The following is a 24913-nucleotide window of genomic DNA, read 5'->3' on the forward strand; positions in this document are numbered from 1 at the left end:
GAATACGGAGCCTTTGTTCGTCATCCATGATGATACGATTGCGCTGAAAACCAAGCCTTCGTCACAGGCTGAGGCTCTGATGGAGTTCACCGGTTTTCATCATTCGCATCTGCTGGGCAAGATGGTTTGGGGCCCCAGCTTCAAGCTACTGTCGTGGGATGCGTAGACTTGTCTCGCATCATTCGATTGATCTTTAAGACAAAACCAAAGCTCTTCAGATGGTACGGTCTACACAAAATCGACCGCATCTGCGATATGACGGCGACTTTGCCGCTCCACCTCATAGCGGGTACGTGCTGGTCGATTCCTGTTTACTTGTGCACGTGTCATTGACAGCTATATGGCCGCAGGTACCCATCTGATCGGGGCGCTTAAGAGCAATCGGATACTCTACCCGCAGGGCATTCGCATTTCGGTTAAGGAATTCGCTACTTACGTCCATAAGGGAGACGTTTGCCTCGTGACCGTAAACGGTTCTTCCTACTGGACGTATCGGTACGAAGGTGCGTTGAACGACATCGACAACGCCGTTATTCTGCTGTGCTGGCCGGAGCATGCTTTCGGAGAACCTAAGGGCTTGCGTGCGTTCCTGTGCCGGGATCGTTCCTTGGAGACGGAGACCATTTCAACTAGCGGCGTCCTTTTCATATCGTTTGTGAGCGGTTCAAACTAGCCTAAAGTATCGCTGTAATTTTTTGTATCCGATTTTGCTCATTTATAGTAAATAATTTTGAAAGGGTTGGCACTTGTGAGATTTTTTTTATACTTGGTTATTGTACTTGTTGTTTCTTTCACAACTGCATGTAATGATCTAGAAAAACGTAGTGTAACCACTCCAGAACAGACGTCACAAAACTCGTTAAATGAATTTAATCAAGTATCTTCCGTATTAGAAAAAAAAGATACTCTATTTTATGGAGATTGGATCATAAAAAAATTATTGGCCAGCGGTACAATTACTACGCATAGCGATGAGGATATACAATTCATTCTCGGCAAAAAAATAACTTATGGTACTGAAGCAGTAACTATTTTTAACGAAACAATTCTAAAGAATCCAATTTATAAAATTAGCTCTCTTACTAGGGAGGAGTTTGCAAAAGAAAATGATAGTGAGGTTACTTTTTCTAGCTTGGGAATTGAAGTGAATTCAATTAGTGTTGTTAGCGTTTTTGAAGACAACACGTCTAAGGTGCCTTGGATTATACCTGGCAAGAACAAAATAGGCTCTAGTTTTATGATCAAGGATAAAGATACATTAATTGTTGGAAATGGCGGGGATTATTTCGAGTTAGTTAGAGAAAGCCCGTAAATTACGGGTACTCCTTATGGTATAAACAATGGTGACTCCGAAAATTGGCATAAAACATTAGGGCACATCATACTTGTAATTGGTAATAATTGTAAGTCCCGCCTCAACTAGTACAAATCCATATAAACCTAACAGGTGAATGATAAATGACTAGGAAGAAAAAGTTATGGTTATATCTTGCCGGGCTTGTGGTTATTGTCATTTTGAGCTTGCTAGCAATGGATAATACTGCGGAGATTGAAGAAAACAACATTGGCATCATACGTACTGACACCCAGCCTCTCAGTGAGAGGTTCCCTAATTTGGGGGATTTCAAGGAGTGTTATTGGATCGCCGATGTTCCTAATTCAAGCAGGCTATCTCCCCTTGGACCTTCTACGTATTCCTTGAGAGGATTCATAAAGCTTAATGATGAGAAATTCCTAGAGTTTAAAGACTCATACCCATGGGAAGAAGTCGCCCCCAGTTGGCGGCCTGAAATGGACATAAGTATAGTGAAAGCATCAAATTCAAAGTGGGTTTATAGTAATGATTTTAATGAATATATTTAAGAAGAATAGTCTAAGAGGTAAGGTTTACTTGGACATTACTAATGGCATTATTTACTTCAAAGTTAGTAAATAAAAACTATCAATCCACGCGCGATTAATCCTCGCGTTGATCACGTACAATTAAGTTCGCAAAAATGAAAAGGAAAAGTCATCGGTTCCTCCGAAATGGTAAGTGTCGCGCAAACCAAGAAGGGGAGAACCGATGGCCTACCCTCATTCTAAAACAAGCTTAGTACAAATGTTATTGAAATTCATGTCTGAATAAGATCCGATGCAAGCCATACTGTAGTGGCTCTGAGAACAGCTTATGGAGGCTGAAGTCTCCGCAAGTACTGGCTCATGTTCTTGGCAAAGAAAAGGAGCGTTTCGCTGTCTAGCTCAAACAAGTTTGGCTGCAACTAGAGTATATGTCTCCACTCGCCCAGGCCGAACGCTTTAGGGGTGTTTCCCCAGTCACGATGCCTACATTCGTTTGGTCATCAGTTATCTTATTGAATACAGTGACTGGTCCACTGGCAGTTTCTTTATCTGCCCTAAAATGATTCAACAAATGTGGTATCCGACTCGGGGTTTATTCAGGTAAGTCCACACACCACATATTCTTTAAGCGGTTGGATTTTGGATAGAGACTGGTCAGATGATTGTAGATGGTCATGGTGTCCATCCCGGCATTAAATATGATTGGACTCATGTTTTCACAACAAGTTCGACTACGGTGAAGTTAATGGTTCGTGTAGTGGCAGGTGACCATGTGGGTAATGCGTTTATTGATGGAATTATTTTAAAAAGACATTAATTGATAGGGAGTTCAGAGATCAAAAACGGGTGTAATTTGCGTCTGCTGTTCGACATACAACTAGGAAACTCCTTTTTGCTGTCTATTTTCTATGCAGCTTTATAATTGAAAATGGACTAAACAAACAGCACAGCACCCGGAGCCCGACGGCTCCACGGTTCTGTGCTGTTTCGATATGCCGACGATGCTTGCTGCCCGCCGAGCATCAAGGATTAACCCCGACTCACGGCTTGCCGTGCGGAGCAACTGGCAGCTCGGCCTGCTCCGAGCTGGCGAGCACGTGCTCCTTGGAGTCCAGCACCTTCACCTCGACGGTCAAGGTGCCGGACTTGCTGTAAGCGCTGCGGGGCAGGCTGACACTCAGCTCGGACTCGCTCAGCCATTCGGTTTTGAGCGGCTTGCCGTTCATATAGACGACTGCTCCGAGGCCGAAGCGGCCGCCTGTTACCTTTAGCGTGACGGCCCCTTTGCCCTCGCCTCCTTCATGGAGCAGCGCCGGGGTCAGGCTGCGAATTTCCGGCTTGCCGTAGCCCAGCGTAAACGGACGGTCCTCCTCCAGGATCAGGGGCGCATTCTCCTGCTCCTGCTGGAACCGCTGCTGCTGGCGTGCTTGCCAGTCATCCGCCAAGGTCCGGTTAATGTCGAAGCGGTCGTAGTCCTCCACCGGCGGCAGGATCGGCATCTGCTTGTACAGCCCGCTCAAATAGTCGGAGTAAGCGCTGCCTTGCAACCCGGCCAGCTTGAGCACGTACGGCCCGAGAAAGGCCGGGCTGAGATCGAGCGAGTCCTGAGGGAGATCGGGCAAATAGTTGTTCCAGACAAGCACGGGAACGTCATGCATTTTGCGCAGGAAATCCGGGTCCTGCTCGCCGGTGATGTAGCCGGTTTCGGTGTAGACTTTATTTTTCTCCAGCGACGGAAGATGATCGCCGAAAAAGACGAGGATCGTCGGCTCCTTCACGCGGCTGAAATGAATGACCAGCTCCTGCAGCATCTGGTCCGCGCCCTGGGCGCCCTGGGCGTACGTTTCCGCGATGCCGACAGCTTCCGCCGAGGCGGAGCCGTGGTTTTTAACGTCGATGGTATTGCGGTTAAATTTGCCTGGCCAATAATGATAATGATTTTCCATCGTATTGGCGAAGATCAGGTCGGAGCCTGGGCTGCGCTCGCTTTCTTCAATAATACGCCGGGCCACCGCGTGGTCGCCGATGTATGGCCCGACATACTCATCGGGATTGAAATATTCCAGACTGATATATTTGGAGAAGCCCATATGCCGGTACACCTCGGCGCTGTTAAAAAACCATTGATGAAACGGGGTAATGGCGGTTGTCGTATACCCTTGTCCATTCAACTGGCTGGCGAGGGAGGCCGTCGGCTGCTTGAGAAACTGCTCGTAGACGATCGACTCCGGAGGGAAAAACCGGTAGGAATACCCCGTCAGCACCTCCAGCTCTACATTGGCCGTGCCGCCGCCGAACATCGGAGACAGCATCGTCCCGGACGTGTAACGTTTGGCCAGCGCATGGTACATCGGGATCGGATCGCGGCTGAATTCGAGTGAGGTCAGCTTCGTTACGTCCCAGAACGATTCGCTGAGCACGATGATAATGTTGGGCTTTCGGGCAAGCTGCTCCGGCGTCCAGTCGGTTGCATATTCGATGACCGGAAGCGGAGCAGGGGGCGGCAATTCCGGCGCAACAGGCAGTTCATACAAGTGTTCGGATGTAGGCACCAGGATGAGCGCAAGCAAGATCAGAATCGTGTAACTCAGGCGGATGGAAGGGCGCATAGTCGTGCTCCTAGCTTTGGCTGTAATCGGTTTCGGTTTCAGACAGACGGGTAGCCCTGATCTTATTCGGGCGTGGCCCCGCTGTTTCGCAACCTTATTATAGCATGCTCTGTCAAGATATGGCGGAAGCGGCGTCGCATGACTGAGCAGTCACCGTGCCGTCAGCATACTGGCATTTCCCTTCCAACATAAAATGCGCTATGATGAAAATGAGTCAAACTGTATATGCCGTCGGCAGGAGCTTCTGGCATGGCGGCTTGTTGGTGGAGGGGAATGTTCTGGAACCTTACGCTTGTTTGTATGTGATCCGCGGGGAGCCGTTTCGTTCAGGAACATGTCTCGATCTGGCTTCAGATGAAACGGTCATCGGGCGGGCGACGAACAATGACGCTCCTGATTACGCATTTTCCAATGCCTTTATTTCCCGAAAGCATGCTGTGATCCGGCGGGAAGGGGAGCGGGCCGTGCTGTACGACCTCGGTTCCCGTCACGGTACGGAGTTAAACGGAGCGATGGTGGAGCCGCATGTCGGATATCCGCTGCAATCCTTTGACATCGTGCGGCTGGCGAAGGGAATGACGGTGCTGCATTTTTCTTATTTATTTGCGGATCAGACGCTGGAGTTCGAACCGCTCAGTCTGACACAGCAGCTGCAAGTGCCGGATCTGTCCGGCGGGGCGGCAGCGGCCGTGATCGTCTGGGAGAAGCGGGAATGTGTGGTGGACGGGAAACGGATCGCGATGTCCGAGAAGGAATATTTGCTGCTGCAGCTGCTGCATGAGCAGGCGGATCGCCTCGTGGCGATCGAAGAGATCAAGCGCGCGGTCTGGCCGGAGCGTACTGCGGGAAGCGAAGGCGTGCCGGATGTGACGATGGACGAGCTGAACGCGCTGGTTTACCGGATTCGAAAAAAATACGGCAAGCATACCTTTGCGATCAGCGTCGTCAGAGGCAGCGGTTACATGCTGGAGCTGGACCCCGGCTGACCGTACCCATAGAAGACGAACAACCTGAGATGAACATACAGCAGCCTGCATGGACTGCAGCAGATGGAAGGGAAGAAGGCTTGTGCGATACATTGAAATTGAACCGGCCGGACGGCTGCTGGGAACGGTAAGCGTGCCGGGCTCCAAAAACAGCTCGCTTGCTCTGCTGGCCGCTGCTTGCCTGGCTGACGACAAGGTAAGGCTGGAAGGCATTCCGCTAATCGACGACGTGAAGGTGATCGCCCGGATCGGCCAGGAGATCGGTCTGAGTCTGGAGCGACAGCCTTCCGGCGAGCTGTGGCTGGACCCGCGCTACATACACAGCGCTACGATTGATCCCGGCAAAGCCGGGTCATACCGCGCTTCCTATTATTTCGTCGGCGCGCTGCTGGCCAAGTTCGGCCGGGTGACGCTTGGTTTCCCGGGTGGAGACGATTTCTCGCAGCGGCCGATTGACCAGCATATTAAAGCATTTCAGGCGCTGGGCGCGCAGGTAACCTTTGCTGAGGACCACTACATCGTAGAGGCGAAGGCGCTGAGCGGCGCAGACATTTATTTCGATACGATTACGTCCGGGGCCACGATCAATGCGATGCTGGCCGCTGTCCGGGCGAAGGGACGGACGAATCTGTATCATGCGGCGGTTGATCCGGAGGTGGTGGATACAGCGGCTTTCCTGAACGCGCTGGGCGCGCGCATCTATGGAGCGGGGACCGATCGTATCCGCATCGAAGGCGTGCCGTATCTGAACGGCGGCTTGCACACGGTTATTCCGGACCGGCTGATCGCAGGAGCGTTCCTGATGGCCGCAGGGATGACCGGCGGAACGGTCACGGTACGGGATGTGATCCCGGAGCATATGGGCTCGTGCCTCGCCAAGCTGGAGGAATGCGGTCTGGAGCTGGATATTCGTGAGAACAGCGTGACCGCGCACAGCGACTCGCTGATCCGGGCGTCGCGAATCCGCACCTCGATGTATCCGGGCTTCGCCACGGACCTGCAGCAGCCGATGACGGCATTGCTGACTCGCGCATCGGGCAAAAGCATTATTACGGAGCGCGTATACCCGAACCGGTTCAACCATGTGCCGCAGCTGCGCAGGATGGGAGCGGATATCGAGGTGCGCCAGGAAAGCGCGTTTATTCGCGGCGGCCGTCCGCTGAAGGGCGGCTGGGTGCATGCGACGGATGTGAGGGCCGGCACTTGTCTCGTCCTGGCCGGACTGGCAGCCGAGGGTTCTACGTTTGTGACCGGAGTCGAGCATCTGGAACGGGGGTATGATGATGTGACGGGCAGCTTCGGCATGTTGGGAGCGAAGCTGAAGTTTGTCGAGGCGGAGCATGAAGACGTGCAGGCGGCGCAGGCAGCAACTTAAAGCTCCAAAGCTGGCTTTTGCGAAGCGGACGGCTGCTGCTGGCAGAAAGGGGCGAAACGTGGGTTTTCTGTTGATTTATGCGGTGCTGATCAATCTGACCGGGCTTATTCTGATGGCCATGGACAAACGCAAGGCCAGAAGGAAGTCGTGGCGTATTCCCGAAAAACGGCTGTTTCTGATCGCAGCTGTCGGCGGAGCAGCCGGGATGTGGATCGCTATGCGGCTGTGGCGGCATAAAACGAAGCATCGCTCGTTTGCGCTGGGCATCCCCGCGATTTGTCTCGTGCAAGTGCTTGCGCTGCTTGCGGTATGGGGAAACCAGCTTCCTAAATAGCCACGAATCAGGGAAAGCCGGCGAAGGCAGGCCGTTTCCGTATCCGGTGGTCCACACCGGCGGAGCGCGGCGGGCATTTGCCGGTTCTTCTGCATATCCTGAAGCAAAGAGGATCAAGCAGAAGGAGGGCGTGTGATCATGCCTGTATTTCGGATTATTGTGGACTTGTCAGACCGGATGCTGCATCTGCTGGACGGAAACCAGGTTGTGCATTCATACCCGATCGGCATCGGGACGATGCTGACCCAGACGCCGCTTGGCGAATATACGATAATAAATAAGCAGCCGAATCCGGGCGGGCCGTTTGGTGTGTTCTGGATGGGACTGTCCCGGCCTCATTACGGCATTCATGGGACCAACAATCCGGCTTCCATCGGCACGTTGGCCTCCCATGGCTGCATCCGGATGTACAATGCGGATGTGCTGGCGTTGTCCCGGCTTGTGCCGATCGGCACTCGGGTTACGATCCGGCCATAAGGCTGGAGTTTCCAGCGCAGCTGAAGGATTCCGTAATCGCAAGAAGATCTACCGCAAAAAACACGGATGCAGTTCATTGAAAGTGCTTTGATCCGGAGCTTTGCTGACTTCATTCGGCAGGTTGTGAGTTTACTCACATAGTTTGGTTAACTTTACCTTTACAATAAGGGTATGGTATGGTGAAGCCAGACTCCGTCATTCGGTATAGCGGTGTCGGAGGATGGGTATACTGGTGGACACGCAACCGAGCTTGGAAATATTTGCCGAATGGAGTGGGTGCGAAGATGCAACATACATTTTTGATGGTAAAACCGGACGGCGTCAGACGTCAATTGATCGGTGATATCGTACGGCGCTTTGAAAATCGGGGCTTTGTACTGGTTGGCGCCAAGATGATGACCATTTCGACCGAACAGGCTGAGCGTCACTATGGACAGCATAAGGAAAAGCCATTTTTCCGGGAACTCGTTGACTTTATTACGTCTGGTCCGGTATTCGCCATGATCTGGCAAGGCAACAACCTGATTGAGGTATCCCGCATCATGATGGGCAAAACGAACCCGCTGGAAGCGTCGCCCGGCACCATTCGCGGCGATTTCGCAACGTATGTCGGCGAAAATGTGATCCACGGCTCCGACTCGCCGGAGAGCGCTGAGCGCGAGCTACATAATTTTTTCAGCAAGGAAGAGCTGGCTGCTGCAGGCGTGCTTAATTAAAGCGCAGTGCTGTCAGACGAGCGGCATCATGAGTGCGAAAGCGGCGCTCTACCCGAAGTACCAGGCTGGCGCCAGAAGCGCCGGCTTTTTTCTCGTTTTCTGGCTGCGGCGAACATAATCTTCTCACGAATGGTAAATCATACAACGTATGTCCCCTCATCTTCGGGAAAGGAGCAAACGCGATGATTTCACCCAAGCTGTCCGATAACCGGGATCGGCTGCAGTCTCTGTTCGTCGACTGCGACGACTTGATCCTGCAGCCGTGGAGCTACGGCGAAGCATTGACAGAGAAAGCTCTCGCCGTTTATTTCTCCTCGATGGTGAAGGATACGGATTTCAGCTACATGCATGAAGTGATCCAAGGCATCGTTGCCCAACAGCCGCAGGACAAGCCGTCGCTGCAGGCGAGCGAGGTGATCCGTTTCTTTGAAGGCCAGGGAACGGCGGATCAAAAGGCGATCGTGCTGCATCAGATGGACGCCGCCGTAGAGCAAGTGACGGCTGGGCATGTTGTGCTTTTCTTCGATACATGGGCCGGAGCGATTGCTTACAAGACATATAGTCTGCAAACAAGGCAAATCACTGAGCCGATTAATGAGCCGTCTGTGATCGGTCCGCGCGAGGGCGCGATCGAGCATATGGAAACGAATATGGGTCTGCTGCGCAGCCGACTGCGCAACCCGCTGTTTAAAATGAGGCTGGTGCGGACGGGGAAAAATTGCGGCAATATGCTGGTCTACGGCTACCTGGACGGGGCCGTCAACCCGGAGACACTGACGGAATTCCGGCAGCGGCTGGAGCGGAGCATGGATTGCGATATTTTGGAGACCTCCTATCTGGAGGAGCTGATCGAGGATTCGACGTTTACGCCGTTTCCGCAATACCGGTTTACCGAGCGGCCTGATGTGGCTGTGTCGGCGCTGCTGGACGGTAAAATTATCGTTATGGCCCAGGGCTCGCCTTCGATCATGATTGGCCCAGCTTTGTTTGTCGAATTTTTCAGCACGTCAGAGGATTATTACCAGCGGACGCTGCACGGCTCCCTGATCCGGCTGCTGCGGATTGGGGCGTTTACTTTGGCGCTGACGCTGCCCAGCATCTATATCGCCTTCTCCACCTTTCACCCGGAGCTGCTGCCTACGGTACTGCTGCTCGCGATTCTGGATACGCGGGAAGGTATACCGTTTCCAGCATTTATTGAAGCGTTTGTGATGGAGTTTTTTTTCGAGCTGCTGCGGGAGGCGGGGGTGCGGCTGCCCAAGCCGGTTGGCTCGGCGGTCAGCATCGTTGGGGCGCTGGTCATCGGCCAGGCGGCCATTCAAGCGAGAATTGCATCGCCGATCATGGTTATTGTGGTGGCCGCAACCGGTATCGCGTCTTTTGCCATTCCGCAGTACAATCTCGCCGTTACGCTGCGGATTCTTCGGTTCCCGCTGATGATCGGCGCGGCGACGCTGGGCGGCTTTGGCCTGATGATCGGCTTTTTGCTGACCTTGCTGCATCTGACCAGCTTGAGATCGCTTGGACAGCCGTATTTAAGCGGGCTGGCTCCGCTGGAGGTGCGGCAGCTGCGCGATGTGTTTATCCGTTATCCGCTCAAGCTGCTGTTTCGGTCGCCGCGCAATAAGCATCTGCATCGGCGGGTTTCCGGGCCGCAGCGAGGGGGGAACTCCCCATGAGCCTGCGGCGTTGCGTCAGTCTGCTCAGCTTGCTTGCCTTGCTGCCGCTCTCCGGCTGCTGGAGCAAGCTGGAGCTGCCGGAGCGGGGGTTCGTGCAGGCTGTGGCCATAGATTTGACGGAGGGCGGGCGCATTGACCTGGTGACTCATTTATACAAGCCCGCCGGAGCAGCAACGATGGACCAGTCATCGTCCAGGTCATCCTCCTTCAATATCCGAACGCAGGGCGTATCCGTGTTTGACGCGGTTCGCGATATTACGCTGCATCTTGGCCGGAAGGCCCAGTGGAGCCATATGCGGGCGATTTTGATCAGCGAAGACGCCGCTCAGGCCAACAGTATGCAGGGGCTGCTTGATTATTTCTCCCGCGACCATGAACCGCGCGGCACGATTTCGGTGCTCATCGCCAAGGGGGCGGCCCGCGACCTGCTGGAGCTGAAGCCGTTGATCGAAAATACGATGGGCCAGCAGCTGCGGGAGATGGAGCGGACCTCATTTGCCTATACCGGGAAGGCAATCTCCACTACCTTGCTTGAACTGAATATGCAGCAGAAAAGCGAAACCCGGACGGCGCTGCTGCCCGTCGTCGTAATCGGCGAAAGATCAAAGCTGCCTATTGTCGCCGGACTCGCCGTCATCAAAAACGACAGGCTGCAAAAGCCGACGCTGCCGCCGGCTGATACGGAAAATGTCATTTTGCTCAATCATATGTACCGCAACGGCATACTTGACGCGCCGTGTCCGTCAACTCCAGGCTCCGCAGGAGGCATGCCGCTGAAGGAAGCTTTTGAAGCCCGCCAGATGAATTCCAGCATGAAGGTGGATGTGAATGGGGAGGACATCCGCGTGCGTTATGAGCTGGTGCTGCGTGGCTCGGTCGGGGAGCTGCACTGCAGCAAATTAAAGGATGTCGCGGATGAGCGGGCCTTTGAGGCGCGGATGAGCGAGTATGTGGAGCAAGGCTTGCGGGCTACGGTAGCGATGCTGCAGAAGCGCAAGCTGGACGTGCTGGATATCGGCAATACGATCTCCCGTCAGCATCCTGCGTTGTGGAAGCAAATCAAGCCGAACTGGGACAACCGGTTTGCTGCGCTGCCCGTGGAGGTTGCAGTGCAGGTTCACGTGACGTCTACAGGGATGAATGCATCAGGGATGCTCCCGGCAGCCTCCAAGGAAGCGGGAGGCGTGCTGAAATGATGGAGCGAGCGCTGGTGATGATGTGTAGTCTGGCGGTGCTTGCTTTCTGCGATAGCCGTCAGCTGAAACGGAGCAGTCTCGTTGAACGATGGCTGTATGCGGCTTGCTTCCTCGTCTATTGCTATTTTAGCGCGATTTTTGTGCTGGATGCAGACTGGCCGAATGTAAGCGCACTGCTGGATATGCTGCTGCAGCAGCCGACCCGGCGGATCGTCAACTGGTTTGAGTCTTGAGCGAGGCACGGCATGGAAGGACATTGTCTGAAGGGAGGCGAGCCCGTGTCGAGGAAGGAAATAGTCAGCTCCAAGCAAATGACGGCGCTGTTCCTCGCGTTTCTGACGGGGTCGTCCATTATTAACGTGCCGAGCACCTCTCTGGGGTTCGCCAAGCAGGGAGCCTGGATTTCGCTGCTGATGTCCGGTTTGTGCGGCATGCTGCTGCTGCTGTTAATGCTCGCTATACACAGCCGTACTCCGGACCGGACATGGATTGAACAAGGAAGGCAGTCATTCGGCACAATTGTCGCGACCGTGCTTGCGCTGCCTTTTCTGGTGTACTTATTTGTGATGATCACATTGATTACCATTGATATTGGCGGATTTTTCACCCTAACCATGATGCCGGAAACGCCTAATTATGTGTTTAACCTGCTGACCCTGATTACAAGCGCGTTGACGGTGAGGGCCGGCATTGAAGTGATGTGCCGAATGTTCACCCTGCTGCTGATCGTTCTCATTGTTTTCGCGGTCTCGGTGCTTTTGCTGTCCGTTCCGCATTATCATCCGAGCAGCCTGCTGCCCTTGCTGCCAGGCGGCTGGAAGCCAGTCCTGCAGGGGGCGTATTTCACATTTGGCTTTCCGTATGCGGAGGTTGTTGTCTTTGCGATGCTGCTGACGTATACCCGGCGGCAGGAGGTCATCCAGCTGCGCAGGCAGATGCTGGGTGCGTACGGATTTAATTTACTGCTGCTGACGATGTCTACCGTTTGTACGCTGATGGCGTTCGGGCCGCTGGCCGCTGAGCTGAAATATTCGTTGTTTCAAATCGCCCGACTTATCAACATCGCCGATTTTGTAGAGCGCGTCGAGTCGGTCATCGGCATCTCGCTGATAATCGGCTCCTACATGAAGGTGACAATTGCGTTGTTTGTACTTAATCAGGGTATCAGCCAACTGACCAGGCTTCGCAACAATCGGCTGCTAGTGCTGGTGATTGCGATGTCCATTTTTGTGCTAAGCCTGATTATGTTCGACAATGAAGCTGAATTTACGCACATGGTAACGGGGATGTGGCCGCTGATGAATGTGTTCGGCGGCATCTTGCCGATGCTGCTGATCGTGGGCGCCGCTTCGATCAGGCGTCGGTTGCGCCGCAAACAGCCGCCCGGCGGCTCCTGAAGCGGAGGGGCGGCTGTTGGTTTGTTTTGGAACGCTGTGTAAAAGCGGACGCATCGTTTTCCAGCTTCCCTGTCCTCTCCGCTGTCTGTAGCTTGCGGCGATTGCTCTGCTGTGCAGGGTATCGCGCAGGGGCAGGCGCTTGCGGCTGGACCATGTACCCGGCTGCTGGGAGCCAGCCGTTGCTCAGCCCTTGGGCGGCGCAGCGGCATAACGGGCGCATAGCTCGCCCAGCCGCTCGCCATGCTGACGGAACCAGGCCAAGCTGTCGCTGGCGGCCTGAATTTGCCGGCTGACGATATCGGCCGGATCGACGCCGTCCCAATAACGGTACAGAAAATGCAGAAACACATCAACACGGCGCAGCTGGATCAGCAAGGGGAGCGCGGCCGCCTCCGGGCCGGTCAACAGGGCTACTTCGGCGTAGCCGTGCAGGAATGCTTCGACCGCCGCCCACAGCTCGTCCTCCTCGCAGCCGCCGAAGATCAGGTCAGACAACGCAACCGCGGGCTCCATCACGCGCAGGTCGAGGGTAACGAATTCAAAATCAAGGACGGCGGTAATCGCCCCGTCCGCATCGCCAAGCAGGTTCGTGCGGTTCAGGTCGCCGTGAATGAGCTGATGCGGCAGCGATTTCAGCAGCGGAAGGCGGCCGCGGTAAGCGGCCAGCCAAGGTCCGATCAGCCTCAGCGCCTCAGCCTGCTCGTCGAATGGAGCGGGCGGTTCTGCGCAAAAGCGCAGCGCATCATCAAGTGAGTAAACATCCGACGCCAGCTCCAGCTCGTAGTAGGGCGGATAGGCAGGGCTGGGATCGGCATCCAGCTGCTGCAGGGCCGTGACGAGCAGCGCGGTTGTACGTCCCAGACTAAGCGAGCCTTGCGGAACAGGCAGGGCGGGACGGTCGCCGTCCAGATAACGGAAGAGGACAGCCAGCTTGCCGTCCTCCGTGCGGGCAAACGGCTCGCCGCTGCGGACGTAAACCGGCTGCGGCGTATGGAACGGCAGCTTAAGCTGCTGCAGCCGTTCAAGCACATGTAGCTCGAAGGTTACCTTGGAGACATCCTGATGCGTTTCATAGATGCGCAGCACATACCGGTGTCCATCCGCCTCGACGAGCTGGGTCGTATTATTCATGCCGCTTGGTCCGGAGCGGAATGTATACGTTTGTTCAGGGAGCAGCGCGGCCAGCAGCCGTGCAAGCTGTTCTTCGTTTGTTTTCATAGGTATCTCCTGTTTGATCGGCTTATCGTGAGCATTCAGTTTTCGTGTAGCGGTAAGCAGGCAAAGCACGCTGGTTCCTATCCTATCATAAAGTAGCCGGGGCACGCAGGGCAATCGCAGCAGACGCAGCGCCTGCCTCCGGTTTGAACTTTCCGTGCAAAAGCGCTACAGTATAAGGATAGACTTTCCATAAACCGTCGCTAAAAGGAGCGAATCTCATGCGTGATCCAAGACTCAAGCAATTTGCCCAAAACCTGGTGAAATACTCAATTAACTTGCAGCCGGGAGAAAATGTATTAATCGAAATGATCGGCTTGTCGGACCAGGAATTGACCAAGTGTCTAATTGAAGAGGTGTATGCGGCCGGAGGACATCCGTTTGTCGAATTCCGTCATCCCGAAGTGACGCGGAGCTTGATGCTGGGCGGCACGGAGGACATGTACATCCAGCTGGCCGAGCTGGAGCTGAACCGGATGAAAAAGATGCACGCTTACTTGGCGGTGCGCAGCGGGGATAACATTACCGAAACGTCGGACGTGCCTGCGGACAAAATGAGCTTGTACACGAAGCTGTACCAGCGCCCGGTGATGCAATGGCGGGTAGATCATACGAAGTGGTGCATCATGCGTTATCCAAACGCCTCGATGGCGCAGCTGGCGAACACGAGCACCGAAGCGTTTGAGGACTTTTACTTCGAGGTATGCAATTTGGACTACAGCAAAATGTCAGCCGCGATGGATGCACTGGTGGCGCGGATGCAGCGGACGAAGGAGGTGCGGCTGCTTGGTCCGGGAGAGACGGATTTGACCTTTTCGATCGAGGGCATTCCGGCGATCAAATGCGCAGGCCAGCTCAACATTCCGGACGGCGAGGTGTTTACCGCCCCGGTGAAGGACTCCGTTAACGGCGTGATTGCTTACAATGCCCCGACGATTTACCAGGGCATTTCCTTCGAAAACATCAAGCTTCGTTTTGAAAACGGCAAAATTGTCGAAGCGACCAGCAACGATACGAAGAAGCTGAATGACATTCTCGATACGGATGAAGGCGCGCGTTTTATCGGAGAATTTGCGATCGGCGTTAATCCCTATATTCAAAAGCCGATGAAAGATATTTTGTTCGACGAGAAAATTGACGGCAGCATCCACTTTACGCCGGGCAATGCCTATGAGGAAGCGGACAACACAAACCGCTCTGCGGTGCATTGGGATATGGTGATGATTCAGCGGCCGGAATACGGAGGCGGGGCGATTTACTTCGACGGAGAACTGGTGCGCAAGGACGGTCGGTTTGTAGTCGCTGACCTGGAACCGCTGAATCCGGAAAACTTGAAGTAACGAGCGATGGACGCCGAACGTAACGGATGGCGGAGCTTTCTGGAAACGGCTGCGGTTACCTGGGCCGGCGGCGTTTTGTTTGCGCTGCTGCAGGTGCCGCTGGCCTGGACGCTTGGACCGCTGACGGCGACGCTGCTGTGGCAGGTGCTGCTTAAACGGCGGGTTGTCTGGCCGATGCCGCTGCGGGACAGCGGCTTGCTGGTTCTCGGCTACGGACTGGGACTGGCAGTGACGGCGGAAAGCTTGCGGCAGATCGCCAGTCAGCTTCCCCTGATGCTGGGCGCAACGGTGCTGACGATCGGGTTCAGCCTTCTGATGGCGGTCATCATTGCCAAAGCAACCGGCATTACGCTGGCGAGCAGCATTGTCGGCAATATCCCAGGCGGGCTGTCGCAGATGGTGGTGCTGGGGGAAGAAATCCCCGGTTCAAATCAGTCGGTCGTCATTTTCATGCAGACGGTTCGGCTGTTGTCGGTCGTATTTATTGTCCCGTTTCTGGCCGTACATGGCCTGGCTGGCTCGGTGGGGGGCGATTCGGCTCCCATGGCAGCTGCGGTTGCGCCGCTCGCAAGCGGGGCCGCTGAGGCGGGCCATGCTCCCTTCTGGGCTGCAGCCGGGTGGCTGAAAGGGCTGCTGGCGCTTGGCGGCGCGGCCGTCGCCGGATGGGCAGCCAGCAGGCTGCGGATGCCGACGGCGTGGTTCATGGGGCCGCTGCTACTGCTTGCGGCTTTGACGGTCGGCGGCTGGGAGCCGCCGCATTTGCCGCATTTGGCCGGTCTGGCCGCGCAATGGAGTCTCGGCGTCTACCTGGGGGCGGGAGTTCGCCCGCAGTCGCTTGGCTCCTGGCGGCGCTTGCTGCCGCTTTCGCTTGTTAGCAGCGCAGCGGTAGTTGGCTTTTGCTTCCTGCTGGCCTACAGCTTCAGTTTCGTGCAGCCGATCGGGCTGGCGACAGCGTTCCTGAGCACTGCGCCCGGCGGGATGACCGAAATGGGCATAACGGCGACGCTGATCCATGCCGACGTGTCGATGGTCGTCGCCTATCAGATGTTTCGCATTTTATTTGTTTTATTCCTCGTACCTTATCTGATTCGCTGGATGTTCCGCAAGCGGAGGCAGCCTCCGCAGGCAGGCGGGGGCTGACGCCCAAAAAGCCTTGGTGCAATCGCACCAAGGCTTTTAACGCTGTGTGAGTACGAGAAGGCGCGCACAGCTGCAACACCCCGCGAATGTGTCACTCCGCATGATGAGGGATGAGGAGCGCACAGTCGATTTGTCCGGGCTATCTGGCACCCGATCCCATGGTCAACTACACATTTAACAACAGCAAAATGATCGAAGCCATGCTGAAGCACGCATTGACCAGACATAAAAACATGACGACCTGCTTCGGGTTCAAGCCGCTGCGCAGCAGCCGGTAATGCGCCTGGGTCGCATCCGCCTGATAAATCGGCTTGCCCGCGCGCAGCCGCTTGAACACGACAAACAGGTTGTCGAAGATCGGCACGCCAAGCGCGAGAATCGGGATGCTCAGCGACAGCACGGTTGCGCCCTTGAAGGCGCCGTCCAGTGCGACGACCGCCAGCAGGAAGCCGAACAGCGTGGCGCCCGCATCGCCCATGAACACATTGGCAGGCGGCTTGTTATAACGCAGGTAAGCGACAGCGGCGCCGACCAAAATGATCGCCATCATTGCCGAATCGGACTGGCCCTTGGCCAGCGCGACGATAAACAGCGTAACCGCAGAAATGGCCGACAAGCCGCCGGCGAGTCCATCCATGCCGTCCGTGAAGTTAATGACCGTCGTCACGCCGAAAATCCATGTGACCGTAAGCGCAAATTGCAGCCATACCGGCAGCAGCACATCCTGCCCGGTGAACGGGTTGTTGAACCCGTAGAAGACGACGCCCGATTGATAGACGATCACCGCAGCCGACAGCTGGATGATCAGCTTGGGCCAGGCGGCCAGCTCCTTGCCGCGCGTTTTGTACCAGTCATCGACCAGACCGACGCCGAGAATGAGCAGCGAAGCCAGCAGCAGGGCGAGCGAGCCGTTGCCTTGCAGCGGAATAAATATCGCATACGCAATGGCGATGCCTGCAAAAATCGCAAGCCCGGCCGTCAGCGGAATCGGGTCGCGGTGAATTTTACGCTCAATGTCCGGCTTCGGCTTGTCCACAAAATCAATGCGGAACGCCAGCTTGCGCAGCGGAGGGATCAGCAGCAGGACGATAACAAATGAGACCATAAAGGCAGCCACATACAAAATGGGGATCTCCTCCAGCCTATCGAAACTAGATTTACAATCTTTAACAAGTATAGCATGATTGCGCGTCGCGTCGCCATGACGTGACGGCATTATCAGGTTTGCGTCAGAATTCGTCAGCCACATCCAAGCCGTTAAGATTGCCCCTTCCATTTACGGACGAAAAACGAGCCGATTTCCGCCCCCAGCACGATAATCGACAAGGAAGCAAGCGCATACGGCAAAATAATCGGGATCGCCCGGATGTCCCAGATATGGATCAAGCGGAGAAACAACGGGTAAAGCAGCAGCAGCACGATGAAAACGGCGAGCTTCATGGCAGGGCCTCCTGTAGTGTGATCCGCGGAGTCAACGGGAGCAGGACGGATCTGAGTGCCCGTATTATACCACGTTCTCAATAACCCATGTTCTTTATTGACGGATAGGAATGTGCATACTATGATTACTATATTGTGTCAACGCCGCTGTTGTTATGAAAAATAGGGGGACTGTACATTGAAAAAATCATTTAAGCTTTTATCCTTGCTCGTAGCGGTGCCGCTCGTATTATCGGCCTGTGGAGCGAAAGCGCCCGAGTCCGGCAGCGCGGCTGGCGGAACGTCCGGGGGAGCGACTCCGGCTCCGGCGACCAAAAAAGTCGTCAAAATCGGCATTTCCCAAATCGTGGAGCATCCGTCGCTGAATGCGACTCGCGAAGGCTTTCTCGCAGCGCTGAAGGACGGCGGCTACATCGACAAAGACACGATGCAGGTCGATTACCAGAATGCGCAGGGCGATTCGACGACGAACCTGACGATCGGCCAGAAGTTCGCCGCTGACAAGAAGGATCTCGTCTTTGCAATCGCGACGCCTTCGGCCCAGGCTGTGGTGCAAAATGTGAAGGATGCGCCGGTGCTGTTCGGAGCGGTGACCGATCCGGTCAGCGCGAAGCTGGTTCCGCAGCTGGACAAGCCGGGCGGCAATGTAACGGGAGCGGCCGATACGCACCCTGATGCGACGCCAAAGCTGATGGACTTTATTGCCAGCGAGTTTCCCAAGGTGAAGACGGTCGGCGTAGTCGTCAACGAAGGCGAGCCGAATGCGGCCTTTATGGTGAAAAATGCCGAAACGGCGCTGGCGAAGCATAACATCAAGCTCGTCAAGGCATCCGTCACCAACGCTTCCGAGGTGAAGCAGGCGGCGGAATCACTGGTCGGACGCGCTGATGCGCTGTTTATTACGCTGGACAACACGGTTGTCAGCGGGGTGGAGTCCATTATCAAGGTAGCCAATGACAAGAAGCTGCCGTTTTTCTCCAGCGATCGCGATACCGTAGAGAAGGGCGCGCTGGCGACGTACGGCTTCAAGTATTATGATCACGGCTACCAGGCTGGAAAAATGGCTGTCGAGATTTTGAAAGGCGCCAAGCCGGGCGATCTGAAGGTCAGCTACCCGGACAAGCTTGATCTGATTATGAACGCCAGCGCAGCGAAAGCCCAGGGCGTTGAAATTACGGACGGGATGAAGGCTAAAATGCAAGATAAAGCGAACCTGCTGAACGCTGCCAAGTAACTGCCGCAGCTGCAGAGCATACATTTGGATCGGAGCGGGGGCGGCTTCTCTTGCAAGCGGAGAGAGGCTGCTCCCGCTTCTTTCACGATAAGGGGACGAGGCTTGATGTCGGCATTCGCTGCAATAGGAACGGCGCTGGCAGGCTCCTGGGAGCTGGGCACGCTGTACGCCATTATGGCGCTTGGGGTTTACTTAACGTTCCGGATTTTGGACTTTCCGGACTTGACCGTCGACGGCAGCTTCACGACTGGCGCGGCGATTGCCGCCGTGATGATTACAGCCGGGCAATCGCCGCTGCTGGCGAGCATTGCAGCCTTTGGCGGCGGACTGGTCGCCGGAGCGTGCACGGGACTGCTGCATACGAAGGGCAAAATCAACGCGCTGCTGTCCGGTATTTTAATGATGATCGCGTTGTATTCGATTAATTTGCGTATTATGGGAAAATCCAACATTCCGCTGCTCGGCATGGATACGGTGCTGACGGACGTGAAGGTGTGGCTTGTCATGCCGATTCTGATCGTGCTGGTCAAGCTGGGACTGGACTGGTTTCTGCATACGGATATCGGCCTGGCGCTGCGTGCGACCGGCGACAATCCGCGGATGATCCGCAGCTTTGGAGTGAATACGGACAACACGATTATCGTCGGCGTCAGCTTGTCCAACGGATTGGTGGCGTTGTCGGGCGCACTGATCGCGCAATATTCCGCATTTACGGAAATTACGATGGGTGTCGGGATGATCGTGATCGGTCTGGCGTCCGTCATTATCGGCGAAGCGCTGTTCGGCGCGCGCACGGTCATCCGGGCGACGCTTGCAGTCGTGCTCGGGGCTATCGTGTACCGGGTTATCGTTGCGCTGGCGCTGCGTGTCGGTCTGGAGCCGACCGATATGAAGCTGATGACCGCGCTGATCGTCATCATCGCACTGACGCTGCCGATGGTGCGCAAGACGCTGCGGCAGAAGGCCGTTATCCGGCGCAGAGCGGAGGAGCTGCAGGCGCGCGGCTCGAACCCGGCCCAGGAGGTGAAGCGCTGATGCTTCGTATTGAGCATGTATCCAAGCTGTTTAATCCCGGAACGCCGGATGAAAAGGTGGCGCTGTCAGGCATCAGCCTGCATCTGAAGGAAGCGGATTTCATTACGGTAATCGGCAGCAACGGCGCGGGAAAATCGACGCTGATGAACCTGATCTCCGGGGTGATGACGCCGGACCTCGGCCGGGTATGGATCGACGGCAAGCAGGTGGACAGCCTTCCGGAATACCGCCGCAGCGCCTGGATTGGGCGTGTTTTCCAGGACCCGATGGCAGGTACCGCGCCGACGATGACGATTCAGGAAAATCTGGCGATGGCGTACAAGCGCGGTCGGACCCGAGGACTGTCGATCGGCGTAACCTCCGCCAAGCGGAAATGGTTTCGCGAGCAGCTCAGCCGGCTCGGCATCGGACTGGAGGACCGGCTGAACGCCAAGGTCGGCCTGCTGTCCGGCGGCGAGCGCCAGGCGCTCAGCCTGCTGATGGCGACGTTTACGGAGCCGCGTATTTTGCTGCTGGACGAGCACACAGCTGCGCTTGACCCGGCGCGGGCGGAGCTGATTACGACGCTGACCGAGCAAATTGTCGCCGAGCTGAAGCTGACGACGCTGATGGTGACGCACAACATGGAGCAGGCGATCCGGCTCGGCAATCGTCTGATCATGATGGATAAGGGCGGCATCATTCTGGATGTGCCGGAGCAGGACAAGCAGGGCTTGACCGTAGAAGGTCTGCTGCAGCAGTTTGAAAATATCCGCGGGGCGAAGTTTGCCGATGACCGCGTTGTGTTAGGATAAGCAAAGACCTGCCCGGATGTGTCCGGGCAGGTCTTTGGCTTGAGGCGAGCGCGGCAATCGCGCGCGAGCCGCGGCAGCAGCCGAGGAAAGCGGAGGCTGGGAGAGCGAGGCGTTGCCTTGAGGGGGAGGCCTCCAAGGAGCAGCGCTCTCGCCAGGCTGACCGATCCGCCTGAATCGGCTACACGACGCTCGGAATAACTTTGATTTCACGGTCAAGCCGCGATAGAAATGCATAATTCGGATTAAACGTGAAAATGCGTTTCATCCGGTAGTGGAGCAGAACGACGGCGGTCAGCGCTTCATTCAGCGAAAACCGGTAGTCCGGGTAGTCCAGCAGCAGCCGCTTCGATTCATGCTCCAGCTCGGAGCCGCCGGGGATGATCGTCAAGTTGCCCTGCTGCATCGCCTTGTCAATCGTATTGAGGAAAATTTGGGCATCCGTATAATCAAAATGATTGCGCAGCCATTGATGCGTTTCGAAAATCACGTAGTTTGTTGTTGCAAGCGGACGGTCAAGGTCATTCAAGTCAAAAAACAGCGACCGGGCCTTCAAATAATAAGGGTCCTCGGGATTCATGAACGCCATCCAGGCGGATTGCTCCAGAAAGACAGCTTGGCCCAGATAAGCTTGATCATGAGCGTTCATCATCATAGTCCTCCGTTCTGCGTTCCTCGCGAGGCTCTCGCGTCGTTCGGCTGTCGGCACGCTCACGGCTTTCCCGGGCCCCTTGTTTATGGCGGCGTCCGGTCAGTCCGTCCAGCGCGAGCAGCGGGTTTTTCTCAATTTGCTCAACGCTGGCCTGGTAAATGCGCTCGCTTGTCCGCACGGCAAATTGCTGCTCCAGAATGTAATGGACGACGGCAGAGACGGTCGTATTTTGCGCTTCGGCCAGCTGAAGGCATTTTTGGTAATATTCCGGCTCCAGCTCAATTTGGGCGGCTTCGTTGCCTTCGTCTTCGTTGGCAATCAATGAGGTAGCCGCGCTTTTCCATTTTTTAAATTGGTTTTGGACGAAGTCCCTGGATTGATTCATGAGGCTCGTTTCACCCTCCATAACCTGGATTTGAGACAGTCTTGCGTGTTTGGACACTCTCCCACAGCATTCGGAAGAGACGGCCGGTTTCAGTCGGAATGCATCGGATGGCGGCTGTCGCGCCGCAGCATGCACGGTCGAGACGGATCGCGGACCCGGGCATGCATTTCCTTTTACCTTTCTCATTAAACAACGAAACATGCCGATATACAAGATATCCTCGACGAGTGTCGACGATTTGTGCTGACCGGGCGCTGCCAGGCGGCTTGGAAGCCTGCTCAGGACGATGGCCCGGAGCCTGGCGAGCGGTTTGACAGCGGGGGCCGGATCGGGCATGATGGAAGGAAGCGGTGCGGGTGTTTAGCTAGGAGCAGGTACTGCGGGGAGAGTCGAAAGGATGTATGCTGAAGGATGAGGGAGCCTGGAGGAATATGAAGCAAGTGCTGCGGGGCGGAGTTGTGTTTTACCGCAAATTTGTGTCGCCGCTGAAGCCGCCTACCTGCCGGTTTTATCCGACCTGCTCGGATTATGCGCTGCAGGCGCTCGACAAATACGGTGCGGCCAAAGGCTCCTGGCTTGCTGTGAAGCGGATTTGTAAATGCCATCCGTTTCACCCCGGCGGAATTGATCACGTGCCTTGACAGCACGAGCCGTTTTCGCTATATTTGGCTTATTATCCCATGAACGGATGAGTACTTCGCAAGATGTCGCACAGAGAGCCGGGGTAGCTGCGAACCGGCAGGCGGAAGGCGGACGAAGATGGTCCCGGAGGATATGGAGGCAAGCTGCGCACCGGTTAGACGTGCGGGTAAGCCTTCATCGCGATTCCAGCGTTATTGGAAGGTCGTTAAGACCGCTGAGCCTTGCAGGCTTGGGCTTGTGGATGCCTTTCGCCGGCAGCGCAAAGCCGGATGCAGGGGAAGTTGGGTGGTACCACGTGAGCGATGCTCCCGTCCCAAGAGGACGGGGGCTTTTTTGTGCTTTTTGCTGTGTTGTTTCGCCGATGGCCAATTTCAAAGGGAGGTTTTAACATGTCCAACAGCAATACGAAGCCAAGCTTTTACATTACGACGCCGATTTATTATCCGAGCGACAAGCTGCATATCGGGCATGCGTATTCGACGGTGGCCGGGGATGTGCTCGCCCGCTACAAGCGGCTGCGCGGCTATGATGTCCGGTATTTGACCGGAACGGATGAGCACGGACAGAAGATCGAACGCAAAGCGCAGGAGACAGGCAAGACGCCGCAGCAGTTCGTTGACGAGATCGTCGCAGGCATCAAGGAGCTGTGGGGCAAGCTGGAGATTTCATATGACGATTTCATCCGTACGACCGAGCCGCGCCATAAGCAGGCCGTCGAGAAAATTTTTACGCAGCTGCTGGAGCAGGACGACATTTATTTGGGCCATTACGAAGGCTGGTATTGTACGCCGTGTGAGTCGTTTTTCCTCGAAAACAAGCTGGTTGACGGAAAATGCCCCGATTGCGGCCGTCCGGTCGAATGGGTGAAGGAGGAAAGCTATTTCTTCCGGCTAAGCAAATACGCGGACAGGCTGGTTGAGTTTTACGAGGCGCAGCCTGATTTTATTCAGCCGGAGTCGCGCCGCAACGAGATGATCAACAATTTCATCAAGCCGGGGCTGGAGGATCTGGCCGTTTCGCGTACGACCTTTGATTGGGGCATCCGGGTGCCGGGCAATGCGAAGCATGTCATCTATGTCTGGATTGACGCATTGTCCAACTATATTACAGCGCTTGGCTACGGCAGTCAGGATGATGCCAGCTACCGGAAGTATTGGCCCGCGGATGTTCATCTGATGAGCAAGGAAATCGTCCGCTTCCATACGATTATATGGCCGTGTATGCTGATGGCGCTCGGCTTGCCGCTGCCGAAGAAGGTGTTCAGCCATGGCTGGCTGCTGATGAAGGACGGCAAAATGTCGAAGTCCAAAGGCAACGTCGTGGACCCGGTTACGCTGATCGACCGTTACGGCCTGGACGCGCTCCGCTATTACCTGATGCGCGAGGTGCCGTTTGGCTCCGATGGCACGTTTACGCCGGAAAGCTTCGTCGAGCGGGTTAACTTCGACCTGGCGAATGATTTGGGCAACCTGCTGAGCCGGACGGTTGTGATGATTGACAAATATTTTGGCGGCGTTGTTCAGCCGTATGTGCAGGATGCGACTGAATTTGACGCAGCGCTGCTGGACACGCTGGAGAATTCGGTCGCCAAGGTTGAGGATGCGATGGAGAAGCTGGAGTTTTCCGTCGCGCTGTCGGCGATCTGGCAATTGGTCAGCCGGACGAATAAATATATTGACGAAACGCAGCCATGGGCGCTGGCCAAGGATGAAACGAAGCGTCCGGTGCTGGGCTCCGTGCTGTATGTGCTGGCGGAGTCGCTGCGGATCGCGTCGGTGCTGCTGCAGCCGTTTATGGTCCGCACGCCAGGCGCGATGTGGGCGCAGCTCGGCTTGACGCCGGGCGAGCTGACCGCGTGGGATACGGTGCATGCGTTTGGCACGCTGCCTGCGGGCACGCAGGTCGTCAAGGGCGAGGTCATGTTCCCGCGTCTGGACGCGGAGAAGGAGATCGCCTTTATCGCCAGTTCGATGGGCGGCGGCAGTGCGGCTGAAGCGCAGCCGGAAGGGCCTGCTTCAACCGCCTCGGCAGCGGCCGCGCCGAACGCGCAAACGACGGCTCCGGCCGACGCGCAGGAGGAAGAGCATGCGCCGGAAATTTCGATCGACGATTTCTTCAAGGTCGAGCTGCGCGTAGCGCAAGTGCTTGCCGCCGAGCCGGTCAAGAAGGCCGACAAGCTGCTGAAGCTGCAGCTGGACCTTGGCTTTGAGCAGCGGCAGGTGGTGTCCGGGATTGCGAAGTTTTATACGCCGGAGCAAATGGTCGGCCGCAAGGTCATCTGCGTAACCAACCTCAAGCCGGTCAAGCTGCGAGGAGAGCTGTCGCAGGGGATGATTTTGGCGGCGTCCCACGGCGATCAGCTGACGCTGGCGACGGTGGCCGAAGATTTGCCGAACGGCTCGATTGTCAAGTAACGCTCAGATCATAC

26 protein-coding genes are annotated in these 24913 nt (G+C 55.7%); 20 read left to right on the forward strand and 6 right to left on the reverse strand.

The features are described from left to right. The first annotated feature begins 13 nt into the window (after nucleotides 1-13). From AC6ROY_RS07625 to AC6ROY_RS07640, 4 genes are all read left to right on the forward strand, one after another. Complete coding sequence (locus AC6ROY_RS07625; protein WP_500099608.1) at nucleotides 14-166, forward strand: hypothetical protein; 153 nt, start codon at nucleotides 14-16, stop codon at nucleotides 164-166. Nucleotides 167-340: 174 nt separating this feature from the next. Continuing rightward, entirely contained in the window at nucleotides 341-673 is a 333-nt protein-coding gene (locus tag AC6ROY_RS07630) for a hypothetical protein (protein ID WP_500099609.1), read from the forward strand. A gap of 75 nt (nucleotides 674-748) precedes the next feature. Then, complete coding sequence (locus tag AC6ROY_RS07635; RefSeq protein ID WP_500099610.1) at nucleotides 749-1312, forward strand: hypothetical protein; 564 nt, start codon at nucleotides 749-751, stop codon at nucleotides 1310-1312. Between the two features lie 146 nt (nucleotides 1313-1458). Continuing rightward, nucleotides 1459-1863: a hypothetical protein gene (locus AC6ROY_RS07640; RefSeq protein ID WP_500099611.1), complete on the forward strand. Its 405-nt coding sequence runs from the start codon at nucleotides 1459-1461 to the stop codon at nucleotides 1861-1863. Nucleotides 1864-2882: 1019 nt separating this feature from the next. On the opposite strand, the gene AC6ROY_RS07645 is transcribed toward AC6ROY_RS07640, so the two are convergent. Next, nucleotides 2883-4451, reverse strand: a complete 1569-nt coding sequence (locus AC6ROY_RS07645; protein WP_500099612.1) for an LTA synthase family protein — start codon at nucleotides 4449-4451, stop codon at nucleotides 2883-2885. 209 nt (nucleotides 4452-4660) lie between these two features. Here AC6ROY_RS07645 and AC6ROY_RS07650 point away from each other — a divergent pair, with 209 nt between their 5' ends. The 9 genes from AC6ROY_RS07650 to AC6ROY_RS07690 all read left to right on the forward strand — a co-directional run bounded on the left by AC6ROY_RS07650 (nucleotide 4661) and on the right by AC6ROY_RS07690 (nucleotide 12611). Next, the gene (locus AC6ROY_RS07650) at nucleotides 4661-5437 is read left to right on the forward strand and encodes an FHA domain-containing protein (protein WP_500099613.1); all 777 of its coding nucleotides are present in this window, start codon (nucleotides 4661-4663) and stop codon (nucleotides 5435-5437) included. An 82-nt stretch (nucleotides 5438-5519) separates the two neighbouring features. Then, on the forward strand, nucleotides 5520-6812 hold the full coding sequence (gene murA, locus AC6ROY_RS07655; RefSeq protein WP_500099614.1) for a UDP-N-acetylglucosamine 1-carboxyvinyltransferase: 1293 nt from the start codon (nucleotides 5520-5522) through the stop codon (nucleotides 6810-6812). Nucleotides 6813-6870: 58 nt separating this feature from the next. After that, on the forward strand, nucleotides 6871-7146 hold the full coding sequence (locus AC6ROY_RS07660; protein ID WP_500099615.1) for a DUF1294 domain-containing protein: 276 nt from the start codon (nucleotides 6871-6873) through the stop codon (nucleotides 7144-7146). Nucleotides 7147-7284: 138 nt separating this feature from the next. Beyond that, on the forward strand, nucleotides 7285-7623 hold the full coding sequence (locus AC6ROY_RS07665) for a L,D-transpeptidase (RefSeq protein WP_500099616.1): 339 nt from the start codon (nucleotides 7285-7287) through the stop codon (nucleotides 7621-7623). Nucleotides 7624-7907: 284 nt separating this feature from the next. Next, complete coding sequence (gene ndk, locus AC6ROY_RS07670) at nucleotides 7908-8339, forward strand: nucleoside-diphosphate kinase (RefSeq protein WP_500099617.1); 432 nt, start codon at nucleotides 7908-7910, stop codon at nucleotides 8337-8339. A 182-nt stretch (nucleotides 8340-8521) separates the two neighbouring features. After that, nucleotides 8522-10018, forward strand: coding sequence for a spore germination protein (locus AC6ROY_RS07675; protein WP_500099618.1), 1497 nt, complete (start codon nucleotides 8522-8524; stop codon nucleotides 10016-10018). Next, nucleotides 10015-11214, forward strand: a complete 1200-nt coding sequence (locus tag AC6ROY_RS07680) for a Ger(x)C family spore germination protein (protein WP_500099619.1) — start codon at nucleotides 10015-10017, stop codon at nucleotides 11212-11214. The genes AC6ROY_RS07675 and AC6ROY_RS07680 overlap by 4 nt, the downstream gene beginning before the upstream one ends. Next, nucleotides 11211-11447, forward strand: coding sequence for a hypothetical protein (locus AC6ROY_RS07685; protein ID WP_500099621.1), 237 nt, complete (start codon nucleotides 11211-11213; stop codon nucleotides 11445-11447). Before AC6ROY_RS07680 ends, AC6ROY_RS07685 begins: the two co-directional genes overlap by 4 nt. A 45-nt stretch (nucleotides 11448-11492) precedes the next feature. Then, nucleotides 11493-12611 (forward strand): GerAB/ArcD/ProY family transporter, encoded by a 1119-nt coding sequence (locus AC6ROY_RS07690; protein ID WP_500099622.1) that lies wholly within the window; start codon nucleotides 11493-11495, stop codon nucleotides 12609-12611. Between the two features lie 183 nt (nucleotides 12612-12794). On the opposite strand, the gene AC6ROY_RS07695 is transcribed toward AC6ROY_RS07690, so the two are convergent. Further along, complete coding sequence (locus AC6ROY_RS07695; protein WP_500099623.1) at nucleotides 12795-13829, reverse strand: phosphotransferase; 1035 nt, start codon at nucleotides 13827-13829, stop codon at nucleotides 12795-12797. Between the two features lie 218 nt (nucleotides 13830-14047). Between AC6ROY_RS07695 and AC6ROY_RS07700 the strand changes: the two genes are divergently transcribed. Together AC6ROY_RS07700 and AC6ROY_RS07705 are read left to right on the forward strand one after the other, a co-directional pair. After that, nucleotides 14048-15166 carry an aminopeptidase gene (locus tag AC6ROY_RS07700; RefSeq protein ID WP_500099624.1) on the forward strand — a complete coding sequence of 373 codons (1119 nt, stop codon included), beginning with the start codon at nucleotides 14048-14050 and terminating at the stop codon, nucleotides 15164-15166. A 6-nt stretch (nucleotides 15167-15172) separates the two neighbouring features. After that, on the forward strand, nucleotides 15173-16306 hold the full coding sequence (locus AC6ROY_RS07705) for an AbrB family transcriptional regulator (RefSeq protein ID WP_500099625.1): 1134 nt from the start codon (nucleotides 15173-15175) through the stop codon (nucleotides 16304-16306). Between the two features lie 166 nt (nucleotides 16307-16472). On the opposite strand, the gene AC6ROY_RS07710 is transcribed toward AC6ROY_RS07705, so the two are convergent. Together AC6ROY_RS07710 and AC6ROY_RS07715 are read right to left on the reverse strand one after the other, a co-directional pair. Next, nucleotides 16473-17411, reverse strand: a complete 939-nt coding sequence (locus tag AC6ROY_RS07710) for an MraY family glycosyltransferase (RefSeq protein WP_500099875.1) — start codon at nucleotides 17409-17411, stop codon at nucleotides 16473-16475. Between the two features lie 152 nt (nucleotides 17412-17563). After that, on the reverse strand, nucleotides 17564-17746 hold the full coding sequence (locus AC6ROY_RS07715; protein WP_500099626.1) for a hypothetical protein: 183 nt from the start codon (nucleotides 17744-17746) through the stop codon (nucleotides 17564-17566). A gap of 178 nt (nucleotides 17747-17924) precedes the next feature. Between AC6ROY_RS07715 and AC6ROY_RS07720 the strand changes: the two genes are divergently transcribed. The 3 genes from AC6ROY_RS07720 (at nucleotide 17925) to AC6ROY_RS07730 (ending at nucleotide 20809) form a co-directional block, all read left to right on the forward strand. Next, nucleotides 17925-18980: an ABC transporter substrate-binding protein gene (locus AC6ROY_RS07720; RefSeq protein ID WP_500099627.1), complete on the forward strand. Its 1056-nt coding sequence runs from the start codon at nucleotides 17925-17927 to the stop codon at nucleotides 18978-18980. A gap of 105 nt (nucleotides 18981-19085) precedes the next feature. Next, nucleotides 19086-20015, forward strand: coding sequence for an ABC transporter permease (locus AC6ROY_RS07725; RefSeq protein ID WP_500099628.1), 930 nt, complete (start codon nucleotides 19086-19088; stop codon nucleotides 20013-20015). Then, nucleotides 20015-20809: an ABC transporter ATP-binding protein gene (locus tag AC6ROY_RS07730; RefSeq protein WP_500099629.1), complete on the forward strand. Its 795-nt coding sequence runs from the start codon at nucleotides 20015-20017 to the stop codon at nucleotides 20807-20809. Before AC6ROY_RS07725 ends, AC6ROY_RS07730 begins: the two co-directional genes overlap by 1 nt. 178 nt (nucleotides 20810-20987) lie before the next feature. Here the strand turns inward: AC6ROY_RS07730 and AC6ROY_RS07735 are convergent, their stop codons facing one another. Next, the gene (locus AC6ROY_RS07735; RefSeq protein WP_500099631.1) at nucleotides 20988-21455 is read right to left on the reverse strand and encodes a type II toxin-antitoxin system VapC family toxin; all 468 of its coding nucleotides are present in this window, start codon (nucleotides 21453-21455) and stop codon (nucleotides 20988-20990) included. Further along, nucleotides 21442-21843, reverse strand: a complete 402-nt coding sequence (locus tag AC6ROY_RS07740) for a hypothetical protein (RefSeq protein WP_500099632.1) — start codon at nucleotides 21841-21843, stop codon at nucleotides 21442-21444. Before AC6ROY_RS07740 ends, AC6ROY_RS07735 begins: the two co-directional genes overlap by 14 nt. A 431-nt stretch (nucleotides 21844-22274) precedes the next feature. Between AC6ROY_RS07740 and yidD the strand changes: the two genes are divergently transcribed. Both yidD and metG read left to right on the forward strand, forming a co-directional pair. Further along, the gene (gene yidD, locus AC6ROY_RS07745; protein WP_500099633.1) at nucleotides 22275-22484 is read left to right on the forward strand and encodes a membrane protein insertion efficiency factor YidD; all 210 of its coding nucleotides are present in this window, start codon (nucleotides 22275-22277) and stop codon (nucleotides 22482-22484) included. Nucleotides 22485-22874: 390 nt separating this feature from the next. Continuing rightward, nucleotides 22875-24899, forward strand: a complete 2025-nt coding sequence (gene metG / locus AC6ROY_RS07750) for a methionine--tRNA ligase (RefSeq protein ID WP_500099634.1) — start codon at nucleotides 22875-22877, stop codon at nucleotides 24897-24899. The last annotated feature ends 14 nt before the right edge of the window (nucleotides 24900-24913 follow it).

The sequence above is a fragment of the Paenibacillus sp. sg306046 genome (assembly GCF_059821225.1).